At 62.1% G+C, this 13,269-nt stretch carries 9 protein-coding genes and 1 pseudogene; 8 read left to right on the forward strand and 2 right to left on the reverse strand.

Going from position 1 to position 13,269, the window contains the following annotated elements; genetic code table 11:
- The first annotated feature begins 153 nt into the window (after positions 1 to 153).
- The 4 genes from LEPTO7104_RS0129650 (at position 154) to LEPTO7104_RS0129665 (ending at position 4,614) form a co-directional block, all read left to right on the forward strand.
- Positions 154 to 855, forward strand: a complete 702-nt coding sequence (locus LEPTO7104_RS0129650; protein ID WP_017302204.1) for a VIT1/CCC1 transporter family protein — start codon at positions 154 to 156, stop codon at positions 853 to 855.
- Between the two features lie 95 nt (positions 856 to 950).
- Positions 951 to 1,445, forward strand: a complete 495-nt coding sequence (locus tag LEPTO7104_RS0129655; RefSeq protein WP_017302205.1) for a MarR family winged helix-turn-helix transcriptional regulator — start codon at positions 951 to 953, stop codon at positions 1,443 to 1,445.
- A 121-nt stretch (positions 1,446 to 1,566) separates the two neighbouring features.
- The gene (locus tag LEPTO7104_RS0129660; protein WP_017302206.1) at positions 1,567 to 2,946 is read left to right on the forward strand and encodes an HlyD family secretion protein; all 1,380 of its coding nucleotides are present in this window, start codon (positions 1,567 to 1,569) and stop codon (positions 2,944 to 2,946) included.
- A 75-nt stretch (positions 2,947 to 3,021) separates the two neighbouring features.
- Complete coding sequence (locus LEPTO7104_RS0129665) at positions 3,022 to 4,614, forward strand: DHA2 family efflux MFS transporter permease subunit (protein WP_040697960.1); 1,593 nt, start codon at positions 3,022 to 3,024, stop codon at positions 4,612 to 4,614.
- An 87-nt stretch (positions 4,615 to 4,701) separates the two neighbouring features.
- On the opposite strand, the gene LEPTO7104_RS0129670 is transcribed toward LEPTO7104_RS0129665, so the two are convergent.
- Positions 4,702 to 5,304, reverse strand: a complete 603-nt coding sequence (locus tag LEPTO7104_RS0129670; protein WP_017302208.1) for an Npun_F5749 family FMN-dependent PPOX-type flavoprotein — start codon at positions 5,302 to 5,304, stop codon at positions 4,702 to 4,704.
- 80 nt (positions 5,305 to 5,384) lie between these two features.
- Here LEPTO7104_RS0129670 and LEPTO7104_RS36110 point away from each other — a divergent pair, with 80 nt between their 5' ends.
- From LEPTO7104_RS36110 to feoB, 4 genes and pseudogenes are all read left to right on the forward strand, one after another.
- Positions 5,385 to 6,515, forward strand: a complete 1,131-nt coding sequence (locus tag LEPTO7104_RS36110) for a calcium/sodium antiporter (protein WP_017302209.1) — start codon at positions 5,385 to 5,387, stop codon at positions 6,513 to 6,515.
- A gap of 30 nt (positions 6,516 to 6,545) precedes the next feature.
- On the forward strand, positions 6,546 to 8,135 hold the full coding sequence (locus LEPTO7104_RS0129680) for an Hsp70 family protein (protein ID WP_017302210.1): 1,590 nt from the start codon (positions 6,546 to 6,548) through the stop codon (positions 8,133 to 8,135).
- Between the two features lie 286 nt (positions 8,136 to 8,421).
- The gene (locus LEPTO7104_RS0129685; RefSeq protein WP_017302211.1) at positions 8,422 to 8,670 is read left to right on the forward strand and encodes a FeoA family protein; all 249 of its coding nucleotides are present in this window, start codon (positions 8,422 to 8,424) and stop codon (positions 8,668 to 8,670) included.
- A pseudogene (gene feoB / locus LEPTO7104_RS36115) lies at positions 8,667 to 10,460 on the forward strand (ferrous iron transport protein B). Before LEPTO7104_RS0129685 ends, feoB begins: the two are co-directional and overlap by 4 nt.
- A 65-nt stretch (positions 10,461 to 10,525) precedes the next feature.
- Here the strand turns inward: feoB and LEPTO7104_RS0129695 are convergent.
- On the reverse strand, positions 10,526 to 12,532 hold the full coding sequence (locus LEPTO7104_RS0129695) for an ABC transporter ATP-binding protein/permease (protein ID WP_017302214.1): 2,007 nt from the start codon (positions 12,530 to 12,532) through the stop codon (positions 10,526 to 10,528).
- Positions 12,533 to 13,269: the final 737 nt, after the last annotated feature.

A 13,269-nucleotide genomic window follows, 5' to 3' on the forward strand; every position in this document is an offset into this window, starting at 1 on the left:
GGGAGTGGGATTGGGGAATTTTCCATGGCCAATCTATGGGGATAGTAATCCCATAGATTGGCCATTGGGGCGGAGATTATCTGGCCCATGTCTGCCCCTTAAGTTTCAAAGGTTTCAGGCCCCAAAGATTCTAGGCTCTAGGGATTTTAGGCTATGGCTAAACCGCGACGGCATTCAGAGCGCCACTACGCCGACCGCATTGGCTGGCTGCGGGCGGCTGTGCTGGGGGCCAACGATGGCATTGTTTCCACCGCCAGCCTGGTGGTGGGAGTGGCGGCGGCCCATACCGCCACCAGCGGCGTGCTGGTGGCGGGCATCTCAGGGCTGGTGGCGGGGGCCATGTCCATGGCGGCGGGGGAGTACGTATCGGTGAGTTCCCAGGCTGATACCGAGCGGGCCGATCTGGAGCGCGAGCGGCGTGAGCTGGCTCAGGATGCCGGAGCGGAGTCTGAGGAGTTGGCGGCCATCTATGTGGGCCGAGGGCTAGAACCCGCCCTGGCCCAGCAGGTGGCTCGCCAGCTCATGGCCCACGATGCCCTGTCGGCCCACGCCCGCGACGAGCTGGGGCTGTCGGATATACACCAGGCCCGGCCCGGACAGGCGGCGCTGGCCTCGGCGGCGACCTTTGCGATCGGGGCGGCGCTGCCGCTAATTTTGGTGGTGCTGAGTCCTGGAGCGCTGCTTATTCCGGTGGTGGCGGGCGGCTCGCTGGTGTTTTTGGCTCTGCTGGGAGGGTTGGCGGCCCGCACTGGTGGGGCCAGGGTGGCGGTGGGCGTGGCCCGGGTAACGCTGCTGGGGGCGCTGGCCATGGCCATTACCATTGCTGTGGGCACTCTGTTTGGTCCGGTGGCCTAGAAAATTTCCTCCTTTGGGGAGGGCCGTTTTTTAAAAAGCTTTGTACACTAACTATTAGTACTCAAGACTATTTAGTGCTCAAAGCAAGCAATACTATGGCAACCTCCACCCGGGTTGATAGCGTATCTATTCCGTCGGTTTCTGAGCTGCCCCACTGGCAAGAAGTGCGGGCTCCCCACGGGCTAGGGTACCGGATTCGTCTGATGGCGCAGCTGATGAGTCGGCTGTTTCAGGAGAAACTCGACCCCTACGACCTGACCCCATTCCACTGGGTGGTGCTGTGCTGCCTCTGGGAGCAGGACGGCCAGGCCACCTCCCACATTTGCGAAAAGCTGAAGCAGGTGGGCGGCACCCTGACTGGGGTTATCGATCGCATGGAGGAGCGCAACCTGGTGCGGCGCGAGCGCGACCCCCACGATCGCCGCATCTGGCGGATCTGGCTGACCGAAACGGGTCGAGAGCTGGAGACCGTTCTGCCCCCCCTGGCCCTGGAGGTGCGAGAGGTAGCCTTTGCGGGCATTACCGAAGCGGAGCAAAAGCTGGTGTCGGATGTGGTCGATCGCGCGATCGCAAACCTGGCCCACCCCTAGTACATATAACGCTAAGGCGAGGCTCCGCCACCAAGGTATCTAAAGCCCCGACCCTCATGCCCCTAAATACTACGCACTCTAATCATCTCTACCCTTAGTTATAGATAACCAGACAGCAACCATGGCTCCCCAAGACATCACCACCGACCATCGCCAGAACGGCCAGCGGGGCAACGGCCCGGCTACGCTGCCCCCAGTGGAATCTCCGCCGGTAGAATCTTCCCCGGTGGAATCTCCGCCAGAAACCGCAACGCCAACGGAGGCCAAATCGACCAAGTCACTGAAGCGCCGCTGGCCGCTGCTGGTGCTGGCCGGGGCGGGACTTATTGCCGGGGGCATCTTCGGCGGTCGCTGGTGGGCCTACGCCTCCACCCACGAAGAGACCGACAATGCCCAGCTTCAGGGGCATGTTTACCAGATCAGCAGCCGGGTGGCGGGCACCGTCGAGCAGATTGCGGTGGACGACAACCAGCGGGTGGAAGCTGGCGACCTGCTGGTGCAGCTCGACCCCCACGACTACCAGGTGAAGGTGCAGCAGGCCCAGGCGGCCCTGAATGCGGCCCAAAAGCAGGCCCAGGCGGCCCAGTCCTCCATTGCCCAGGCCGATACCAGCGCCCAGGCTGATGTCACCAGTGCCCAGGGCGGAATCACGGGCGCAGCGGCGGCGATCGCCGATGCCCAGGCGGCCCTGGAGGCGGCCCGGGCCGGGGTCCCCGTGGCCCAGGCCGGCGTGACCCAGGCCGAAGCCACCCTGCAAAAAGCCGCCACCGACTACCAGCGCTACCAGTCGCTCTACGCCCAGGGGGCCGTCTCCGCCCAGGATCGCGACGGGGCCAGACAGGCCTACGAAGTGGCTCAGGCCCAGCGCCAGTCGGCCCAGGAGCAGGTGCGCCAGGCCCAGGCAAAGGTGACCCAGGCCCAGGAAGGCGTGGCCAAAGCCCGGGCCCAGCTACAGACCAGCCGGGGTGCCCTGCAGCAGGCCCAGGCCAGCGGCGTGCAAACGACGGTCAACCGCAGCCAGTTTGAAGCGGCCCAGGCCCAGATCGCCGAGGCCGAAGCCAACCTCAAGCAGGCCCAGCTTCAGCTCAGCTACACCGCCATTCAGGCCCCGGCGGCGGGGGTGATTGGCAACAAAACCGTGGAGAAAGGGCAGCAGGTGCAGCCCGGCCAGCCTCTGATGGCCGTGGTGGGTAATGACCTGTGGGTCGACGCCAATTTCAAAGAAACCCAGATTTCCGACATGCGCCCCGGCGAACCCGTTGAAATCACCGTCGATGCCCTGCCCAGCCACACCTTCACTGGCCATGTGGAAAGCCTTTCGCCCGCTTCAGGGGCTCAGTTTGCCCTGCTGCCGCCCGACAACGCCACCGGCAACTTCACCAAGGTAGTGCAGCGGGTGCCGGTGAAAATTAGTATCGACCCCGCCAGCGTGAGTGGATTTGAGGGCTGGCTGGCACCGGGGCTGTCGGCGACGGTGAGCGTGGAGACGGAGGGGGAGTAGGGGTGGGGAGTGATGGAGTTATGACGCCATAACTCCATCACCCTCATCACCTCACCATCATCAGGAAGCAAAACCATGGCCTCAGCAACTTCTAAATCGTCGCGTTCCCGCAACCGCTCCATGCCCGCTGGCTGGCTGAAGTGGGCGATCGCCCTGACCGCCTCCCTGGGGGCCATGCTGGAGGTGATCGACACCAGCATTGTCAACGTGGCGCTGACCGATATTCAGGCCAGCGTGGGTGCGACAATTAGCGAGATTGGCTGGGTGATTACCGGGTACGCGATCGCCAATGTGATCATCATTCCGCTCACCGCCTGGCTGGGGGATGCCTTTGGCAAGAAGCGCTACTTTGTGTTTTCGCTGGCGGGGTTTGTGGGGGCCTCGGTGCTGTGCGGGCTGGCGGGCAGTCTGCCGGCGCTGGTGGCGTCGCGGGTGCTCCAGGGGCTGCTGGGCGGCGGGCTGCTGGCCAAAGCCCAGTCGATCTTGTTTGAGACCTTTCCGCCCGAAGAGCAGGGGGTAGCCCAGGCAGTATTTGGGGTGGGGGTGATTGCCGGACCTGCGATCGGCCCCACCCTGGGCGGCTACCTCACCGATACCCTGGGCTGGCGCTGGATTTTCTTTATCAACGTGCCGGTGGGCGTGGTTGCGGTGCTGATGGCGCTGATTTTCTTGCCCGCCGACGAGCTGCACCCCGATCGCCCCATTCCCAAGGTCGACTGGTGGGGAATTGGGCTGCTGGCAATTACCCTGGGCAGCCTGCAAACCTTTCTGGAAGAGGGCGAGCGCGACGGCTGGTTTGAGTCGAGTTTGATCACCACCCTCGCCATCACCGCTAGCGTGGGGCTGCTGCTGTTCATCTGGCGAGAGCTGAAGGTGGCCGAGCCAGCGGTGGATCTGCGGGTGCTGCGCCATCGCTCCCTGGCGGCGGGCAGCGTTTACTCGATAGTGCTGGGCATGGGACTGTACGGCACGCTGTTCGTGATTCCCATCTACGCTCAGTCGGTGCTGCACTTTACCGCTATGCAGACCGGCCTGCTAATTATGCCGGGGGCGCTGGCCTCGGCGGTGACCATGGTGGTGATGGGCAAGGTATCCGGCAAGATCGACGCGCGGGTGCTGATTGCCGGAGGCAGTGTCTTCATTGCGATCGTGATGTTTAGCCTGGCCGACATCAACCCCAACACCGGGGAAGAGGCCCTATTCTGGCCCATGCTGGGGCGTGGCATCAGCGTGGTGATGATGTTTTTGCCCCTCAGTCTGGCCACCCTGGGGCCGCTGCCCAAGGGCGATATCGCCGCCGGGTCGGGCTTCTATAACCTGACCCGGCAGCTGGGGGGCAGCATCGGCATTGGGGTGCTGGCCACGATATTGGACCGCCGCCAGACCTTTCACCGGGCGGTGCTGTCGGAACATATTACGGCCTACGACCCGCAGACCCAGGAGCGGCTCAATACTCTGATGGGGGCGATGCAAAACCGCGGCGGCGTCGATGCCACCACCGCCCACCAGCAGGCCCTGGCCCTGCTGAGTCAAACCCTCGACACCCAGGCTATGCTGCTGGCCTTTGAGGATTTGTTCTGGGTGGTGGGCATTGTCTTTTTGGTGACCATACCGCTGCTGCTGCTGCTCGGCAAGGGCAATCGCAAGGTGCCCACGGCGGGGCACTAGGTCAACCTGGGGAGGTGTTAGCACAGGGGCTGCGGCTCCTCTTGACTCGAAGCGGGACGGACGGCATGGCTTAACCGGGCAGCATACCTACGGGTTCACCGCTTGAATCTGCCAGGGAGCGTCGGCCTGGCGGGTGTAGAGGGTGCGGTTTTGGGGGCTGCCGCGCAGCTCCAGGTGATCAACCTGGTGGGGGGTGAGCAGCACCAGGCAAAATGCAGCCGGGGGTATGTCGCCAATGGCCTGGGGTGAAAAGTCGGCCTCAGGGGCACGGGGCCGGGCGGGGTGGGGCCAGTAAAACTGCTGGCGGGAGCTGTCGGAGAGAGATTCCCAGGCCTGCTGGCGGGCTTCGCCCAGCGCCGCATCGGCGCCCACCACCTGAATGGGACCACCCAGGCGAAACTGCTCGCGGGTGTGGGTGAAGTACCAGCAGGCTTCGGCCCAGGGGTGAGTGGCGATATCGGTGACCTTGGCGCTGCGCTGGTCGGTGACAACCGTGAGCGTGTTGGTGTCGGGCAGCCAGCCACGAAACACCACGGTGCGGTTGGTGGGTCGCCCCTCGGCGGTGACGGTGGCGAGCTGAAAATAGCGGCTGTAGGGGCGGCTGCGGTTGCGGTGCAGGGCCCGGGCCAGAGGGCTGCGCCAGGGTGCCAGAGTCGAGGTTGTTAACAGGGATGGATCAGAATCAGACATACTAAAGAGATTGACCTTGTGCTGGGTAAGTCCTGTCTTAACCCAGTTCATCAGAGTGTTTACCGAGAGAGCTTGCAAGTATGCCCGTTGCCATCCTATCGCTAGTTGCCGGTGGAGCACTGTTGCTGGTGGGCGCTGAAGCATTGGTGCGGGGCGCATCAAGGCTAGCCGCACTGCTGGGCATTTCGCCCCTCATTATTGGCCTCACCATTGTGGCCTACGGCACCAGCGCCCCGGAGATGGCGGTGAGTGTGCAGTCTAGCTTGGCAGGCCAGGGGGATATTGCCCTGGGCAACGTAATCGGCAGCAATATTTTCAATGTGCTGGTGATTTTAGGTCTGTCGTCTTTGGTGGCGCCGTTGCCTGTGGCGCAGCAGCTTGTGCGCCTGGACGTACCAATCATGGTGGGCATTTCGGGGCTGCTGCTGCTGTTTTCCCTCGATCGCCTGTTGCAGCCCAGCGACGGCATTATTTTGCTGATTGGTGGGGTGGTTTACACGCTGTTTTTGATCTACCAGAGCCGCCGCGAAACCAATGTCAATGTGCAGTCGGAGTATGACCGTGAGTACGGCTCTGTCCCCATCGGCCGCTGGACCTGGATCATCAACCTGGCCTATATCGCCCTCGGCCTGGTGACGCTGGTAGGGGGGTCACGGCTGTTTGTGCTGGGGGCCGTGAGCATTGCTGAGGCGTTGGGGGTCAGCCAGCTGGTGATCGGCTTGACCATTGTGGCTGCGGGCACCTCTCTACCCGAGCTGGCGACCTCGGCAGTAGCCACGCTGCGCGGAGAAGGGGACATTGCCGTGGGGAATGTGATCGGCAGCAACATTTTTAATATTTTGACGGTGCTAGGCGTAACGGCTTTGACCTCTGGGCCTGGGATTGTCATTCCTGAATCGGTACTGCACTTTGACCTGCCGGTAATGCTGGCGGTGGCCCTGGCCTGCCTGCCTATTTTTCTAACCGGCAACGTGATTTCTCGCTGGGAGGGGCTGCTGTTTGGCGGCTACTACATGGCCTATATCACCTACCTGATTTTGCGAGCGGCAGACCACGATCGGCTGGGTCTGTTTAGTCAGGTCATGCTCATGTTTGTGATTCCGCTGACGGTGATTACGCTGGTGGTTGTCATGTTTCGGCCAGGGACAAAAAACCAGCAGGCAACAGCCGAGCACGAAAAACCGCTGCCGAGTGACACGCACTCCCGGTAGGATGGGTAGCACCATTGTTGATTTGTACCCATGGCCATAGCGGTTGATTTTGGCACCAGCAATACCGTCATTGCCCGCTGGAATCCTGTATCTGATAGCCCTGAAACAATTGCTTTGCCTGGGCTGAGCCTGGCCCTGGGCACGCTGCCCCCCCTGGTGCCCAGCCTGGTATACGTAGAGCGTCCCCAGGCCGATGGGGTAGTGGTGGGCCAGGCGGTGCGCGATCGCGGCCTCGACCTGCCCACCGATCCGCGCTTTTTCGCCAACATCAAGCGGGGCATCGGCACGCCGCTGCAGGGGTTTTTGCCGGATCTCGACGGCCAGGGGCTCTCCTTTGAGCAGCTGGGGGAATGGTTTCTGCGATCGCTCCTGACCCAGGCGCGCACCGCCGCCGGTGAAGACGACAGCCTGGTGCTGACGGTGCCGGTGGACAGCTTTGAAACCTACCGCCTGTGGCTGGGGGATGTGGCCGCCTCGCTGGATTTCAAAGAGGTGCGGCTGCTCGATGAGCCCACCGCCGCCGCCCTGGGCTACGGGCTGACCGGGGAGCAAACCCTGCTGGTGCTAGATTTTGGCGGCGGCACGCTGGACTGGTCTTTGGTGCGGCTGGTGGCCCCGGCGCAAAAGCAGCCGGTGGGCTTTTTGCTCAAGTGGCGCGGCCAGGGGGACACCCAGACCAGCGCCCAAAAGCCCGAGGTGGCGAGGGTGCTGGCCAAGGCCGGCGAAAACCTGGGCGGAGCCGACATCGACCAGTGGCTGGTGGAGCACTTTGCGGCCCAGGGCATCTCCGGCGGGGCGGTGGTGCAGCGGCTGGCGGAGCGGCTGAAGATTGCCCTCTCGGATCAAACCGAGGCGGCGGAAGCCTATTTTGACGACGAAACCTTTGACACCTACGACCTGGCCCTGAGCCGCGAGCAGTTTGAGCAGATTTTGGCCCAGAACCAGTTCTTTGAGCGCCTGGAGAAGGGGCTGGCCCAGGTGCTCCAGCAGGGGCAGCGCCAGGGGCTAGACCAGGGGGCGATCGACGCGGTGCTGCTGGTGGGGGGTACGGCGCAGATTCCGGCGGTGCAGCGGTGGGTGACCGAGCGGTTTGGGGCTGACAAGGTGAGGTGCGATCGCCCCTTTGAGGCCGTTGCCCAGGGCGCGCTGCAGATAGCCCAGGGCCTGGCGGTCGAAGACTTTCTCTACCACAGCTACGGCATTCGCTACTGGGACCGCCGCCACAACCGCCACGGCTGGCACCCGATTTTGCCCCAGGGGCAGCCCTACCCCATGGCTGCGCCAGTGGAGCTAACCCTCGGTGCCTCGGTGGAAAAGCAGCCCAGCATCGAGCTGGTGATCGGCGAGCTGGGGGCGGCCAGCACCCAAACCGAGGTCTACTTCGAAAATGGCCGCCTGGTCACCCGCCAGCTGGGCGGTGACACCGCCTCGGTGCAGCCATTGAACGATCGCGAGGGGGCGCGCACCATTGCCCAGCTGAATCCGCCGGGGTTTCCGGGCAGCGATCGCGTGCGGGTGCTGTTTCGGGTCGATCGCGATCGGCTGCTGCGCATTACGGTGGAAGACATTCTCACCGGAGAGACGCTGCTGGATAATGCAGCCGTGGTGCGGCTGAGCTGAGGCGGCCTTCTGCCAACGATTTTCCCTGGGCCAGCGGGGCGGCTGGCGCTAGCGGCTCGCTGGGGGGCAGACTAGGGGAACCGCTCTGCGATCGCACCCCAGCCCAAAGCCTGACTGCCTCCCCGCCTCTGGCCCGGCAGGCCCTTTGCCCGGGCGGATGCCCGGTTTGCATGCCGGTTTTTTGGAATTTGGCTTTGATATTACTATTCAGTGGTGACTGGGTGCGGTAAAGTGGTCTATTATTGAGAATAGGTCTCAACACAGCATGTCCCAATTGAGTCACCCTATGCTTACCCATCCTTGTCTTGTCGATCTCAAACCTGGCCAGTCTGCCACCATTGCGGCGCTGCCCTTCGACCTTGGTTTGCAGCACCGCTTTGGGGCGCTGGGGCTGCGCTGTGGGCAGGAGGTTCACGTGCTGCGCCACGGGCTGCTGAAAGGCCCGCTCCACGTGCGGGTGGGCATGACTGAGGTGATGATGCGCCACTGCGATGCCCGCCAGATCGCCATCAGCACCACCGGTCAGGCGGCGTGAGACGAATTGCCGTACTGGGAATGCCCAACACGGGCAAATCGACGTTTTATAACCGCCTAACCGGCTCTAAGGCCCACATTGGCAACTGGCCAGGAATTACCGTCGATCTGATGATGGCGACGGTTAAGCTGGCGGACGAAGAGGTTGAGGTCGTCGATCTGCCGGGCATTTATGACCTGCGCGGATTCTCCGAGGACGAGGCGGTGGTGCGCCGCTTTCTGGAGTAGGCTCCGCTGGACTTAGTTTTAATCATTCTCAATACCACCCAGATCGATCGACAGCTGATTTTGCCCCTCCAGGTCAAGCATTTGGGGCTGCCTGCGGTGCTGCTGCTCAACATGGCCGATGAGGCCCAGCGGTTTGGGGTCAAGGTGGAGCCCGATTTGCTCTCCCAGCGCCTGGGTCTGCCGGTGCAGCCGATCAGCGCCAAGTACGGCAGTGGGTATGCAGGGGCGATCGCCACCATCACCGCCGCGCTCCAGCAGAATCGCCCGCTGGTACCGGTGACGGGGCTAGACGACCACCTGCTCAGCGATACCGAGCTGGCCACCGAGCTGGCGAGCGCCCTTGACGGCACCGTCCAGATGCCCCTGAGGCTGTCAGATCGCTGGACCACGCGGCTCGATCGCATTCTGCTGCATCCGGTGCTGGGCATGCCGATTTTCTTTGCCGCCATGTACCTGGTGTTTCAGGCCATCTATGCCCTGGGCACCCCGCTCCAGGGGTGGTTGGGCGATGCCCTGGCCTGGTTTAGAAGCATTGCCCTAGAACCCATTACCGCGCCCCTGCCCCCGTTTCTTCAGGGCTTTTTGCTCGACGGTCTGTACCAGGGCATCGGCACCGTGGCGGCGTTTTTGCCCGTCATTTTCCTGTTCTTTCTGTTTATGGCGATCGTGGAGGACAGCGGCTACCTGTCGCGATCGGCCTTTTTGATGGACGGCCTGATGGAGCTCCTGGGGCTGGACGGACGCTCCTTTGTGATGGCGCTGATGGGGTTTGGCTGCAACGTCCCGGCGATTTTGGGCACGCGGGTGATGCGATCGCCCGGCCTGCGCATGCTGTCGATGCTGATCATCCCCTTTTCGCTGTGCTCGGCCCGGCTCAACGTGTTTATGTTTATGTCCACGGCGCTGTTTACCGCGAGCCAGGCGCCCAGGGTAATCTTTAGCCTGTACCTGCTCAGCTTTGGGGCGGCGCTGCTGACGGCTGCCCTGTTTAAGGGCAAGTTTCCCAGTCACGAGCCGCTGGTGCTAGAGCTGCCCCCCTACCGATTTCCGACCCTGGGCCAAATGTTCAACCGCGCCTGGTGCGAGGTCAAGCATTTTTGGTTTTGGTCGCGGCGCTTCATTATTTTTGGCGTGATTGCCATCTGGCTGCTGAACAACCTGCCCACCAACGTGCCTCCGGCCAGCGCCCAAACCCTTTCGGGGATGCTGGGGCAGGCGATGCAGCCCCTGTTTGCCCCCCTGGGCATCAACCCACAGCTGACCGTAGCGCTGTTTTTTGGCTTTATCGCCAAGGAAGTGGTGCTGGGGGGGCTGGCCGTTATCTACGGCACCGCCCAGGAAGGCGATTTGGCTACCGCCCTCGCCCAGCAGCTCGACTGGGTGCAGGCCTACAGCTTTATGCTGTTTACGCTGCTGTACGTGCCCTGCCTGTCGACGGTGGCGGTGCTCAAGAGCGAGTCTAAAAACCTGAAGTTTGTGCTGCTGGCGGTGGGCTGGTCCCTCGGCCTGGCCTGGCTGGCCAGCTTGGTTTTCTACCAGGGGGCGCGGCTGCTGGGCTTTTAACGCCTGCGGCTGTGGTTGACGGCACCCCGCGCCGACCAATCCAGATCAATTCAAATCAATCCAGATTAATACTGCACCGCTGACGGCAGCGGATTTTGCGGCGGGTCAACGGCCTGCTCCAGCGATCGCCGCTCCCAGTTGCCCTCGCCATCGAACAGCAGCAGCCAGTCGTGGAACTGGCTCAGGCTGGTGCGGTGACCGACGCTGATCAGGGTCGTGCCCTGGTCGCGCAGGCGCTGGTAGAGGCGGGCTTCGTTGTCGGCATCCAGAGCGCTGGTGGCTTCATCTAAAATGGCGTAGCGCGGCTGGGTGAGCAGCAGGCGGGCAAAGGCGAGGCGCTGCTGTTCGCCCAGCGACAGCACATCGACCCAGTCCAGATCGGCCTCCCAGCCGCCCACCCGCTCGGGCAGGTCGGCCAGGTTGACCTGCTCCAGGGCCTCCAGCAGATCGCGGTCGGCCACCTCGCCGCAGCGGTAGGGGTAGAAGACCTGGTGACGCAGGTTGCCCAAGGGCATGTAGGGCCGCTGGGGCAGAAACATGATCTGATCGGTAGTGGGGGCGACAATGGTGCCCTCGCCCTCGTGCCACAGCCCGGCGATCGCCCGCAGCAGCGAGCTTTTGCCGCAGCCGCTCGGCCCCATCACCAGCAGCCCCTGCCCCTGGGCCACCTCCACCGAAAGGTCTCGAATCAGCGTTTTGGGCCTGCCAGGAACCGTCAGGGTCAGGTCTTTGAGGGCGATCGCCGTGCCCAGCTGGCGTTCGATGGGGCCATGGCCTTCCTGGCGCTCAGGGGGAGTTGCCATCGCGGTCTTGAAGCTATCTAGGCGATCGACCCCGGCCGCAAAGGCGCTCAGCGATTCAAACTGATCGACAACAATCGACAGCGCCGTCAGCACCTGGGAAAAGGCAAAGCTGGCCTGGGAAATGCCGCCAAAATCCAGCTCGCCCGCAAAATAGCGGGGGGCCACCACCAGGGCGGGCACAATCACCACAAAGTAGCCGTAGCCGGTGGTAAAAAAGCCCAGATTTCGCTGCCAGCCAATCAGCAGGTTGAAGTTGCCCAGCGCGTGCCCCAGCCGGGTTTGCACGGTGGTCGATTCCTCCGCTTCGCCTTGGTAAAAGGCGATCGACTCGGCGTTGTCGCGCACGTGCACCAGGCCGTAGCGAAAGTTGGCCTCCTGACGCAGCTGGTTAAAGTTGAGGCGAATTAATCGGCGGCCCAGCAGCACCGTGCCCACCGTGCCCAGGGTGGCGTAGGCCAGCAGCACCCCCACCAGCAGGTGGGAAATCGACCAGAGAATGCCGGTAAACGCGATCAGCGAAATCACCGAATCCAGCACCATCAGCAGAAACGATAGCGAGGTGCGGGTAAAGGAGCGCACGTCTTCGCTGATCCGCTGGTCGGGGTTGTCGATCGCAGGGTTGCGATCGATCGCGTAGTAGGCCCGGTTGCTGAAGTAGCGATCGAGGAACTGGTGGGTAAGCCAGCGCCGCCAGTGCAGGCCCAGCTTGTCCTGGGCGTAGCTGTAGAACACCACAATTGGCGTACCTACCACAAACACCCCGGCGTAGATAAACAAAAACCGCCAAAAGGTAGGCGCGTCTTTGTCCGCCAGGGCGGTCTGAAAGAAGCGGCCCACGTAGCTGATAATCACGTTCAGGCCGTTGACCGAGAGCGACAGCAGCAGCAGCACCGTCAGCAAAGCCCAGGGAATGAGCCGCCCCCGCAGGCGGTTGCTCAGGGCCACAAACACCCCCGCTGGGATCACCAGCCCCAGTCCCAGAACCCCGGCAAAGGGCAATCCCATGCGCTGTATGATTGTCCATAGCCCCGGAGCCATGGCATCCAGCCGAGTCGGCAGCCAGTGGTGAGCCGCCATGCTGGCCAGCACCACCCCCAGCCCCAGCAGCGCCGTGAGAAAAATCATCAGCAGGAGCAGTAGCCCCAAAAAGATGCCGGTGCTGCCGCGACTGTGGGGAAACCAGTAGGGCTGGGCCAGACTGACAAATTTTTGCCAGAGGCGACGATCCAGGCGCTGGGCTACAGGCTGGGCCAAGGGAAATGCATCCATAGCTTTTAATAAAGGGTCAACTGATGGATATAGCGCACCGATCCGGCAGATCCATGGCAGTGGGATGACTTTTTTGTGATCACTTTTTTATGATGGCGTCTGGGGGCGATTTGCGGACACCATGTTTCTATTCAAGCGTTTGAACGCTTATGGAGACATGTCTGAACCCTGGTCGACTGACAAGACCCTTGAAATCCTTATGCTGCCGTAGGTTGGGTGAAGCGCCAGCGTAGCCCAACAAAACCGTTACTGTTTGTTGTTGGGGTTTCCCCGCTGGAGACGCTACGCGAACGCTTCGCTCAACACCAACCTATATCCGAACTACATCAGAACTTTTGTCAGTCAATCAGAAAAGTACCAATCGGACGAAGTGAGCCAGCACTTCTACATCTCAGCACAAACTTAGCCCAGCAAAGCCTCCTGCCATGCAGTCGAGCCAGAGCAGGCCAATGCTCGATGACTGAAACATACCTGCCATTCTGCTTCCCAAGATCTCTAGTGCTCGAAGGCTGAGAGGGCGTTTAAAGAGTGATCTGCTATAGCTTTAGCCCCCTGCTGATCCCCCCTACCCCCCCTTAAAAAGGAGGGTAAAAGTCCCTCTCTTTAAAGGGGATCGAGGGGGATCTCCACTCTTGCCACAAAAAATAGAACTTTACCTCACTTCAGGCAAAATTCCACAGGTTTGACATTAAATTGACATAGCTGTTTCCTATGCTTCTAGCCACAACGAGTTCACT

Source organism: Nodosilinea nodulosa PCC 7104 (assembly GCF_000309385.1).
GTDB lineage: Bacteria > Cyanobacteriota > Cyanobacteriia > Phormidesmidales > Phormidesmidaceae > Nodosilinea > Nodosilinea nodulosa.

Bases quoted from the DNA above. Each gene is read 5' to 3' on its own strand.
- LEPTO7104_RS0129685 (WP_017302211.1), top strand. From the start codon at position 8,422: ATGCTTACCCATCCTTGTCTTGTCGATCTCAAACCTGGCCAGTCTGCC.
- LEPTO7104_RS0129650 (WP_017302204.1), top strand. From the start codon at position 154: ATGGCTAAACCGCGACGGCATTCAGAGCGCCACTACGCCGACCGCATT.
- LEPTO7104_RS0129655 (WP_017302205.1), top strand. From the start codon at position 951: ATGGCAACCTCCACCCGGGTTGATAGCGTATCTATTCCGTCGGTTTCT.
- LEPTO7104_RS0129670 (WP_017302208.1), bottom strand. From the start codon at position 5,304: ATGTCTGATTCTGATCCATCCCTGTTAACAACCTCGACTCTGGCACCC.
- LEPTO7104_RS36110 (WP_017302209.1), top strand. From the start codon at position 5,385: ATGCCCGTTGCCATCCTATCGCTAGTTGCCGGTGGAGCACTGTTGCTG.
- LEPTO7104_RS0129680 (WP_017302210.1), top strand. From the start codon at position 6,546: ATGGCCATAGCGGTTGATTTTGGCACCAGCAATACCGTCATTGCCCGC.
- LEPTO7104_RS0129665 (WP_040697960.1), top strand. From the start codon at position 3,022: ATGGCCTCAGCAACTTCTAAATCGTCGCGTTCCCGCAACCGCTCCATG.
- LEPTO7104_RS0129660 (WP_017302206.1), top strand. From the start codon at position 1,567: ATGGCTCCCCAAGACATCACCACCGACCATCGCCAGAACGGCCAGCGG.
- LEPTO7104_RS0129695 (WP_017302214.1), bottom strand. From the start codon at position 12,532: ATGGATGCATTTCCCTTGGCCCAGCCTGTAGCCCAGCGCCTGGATCGT.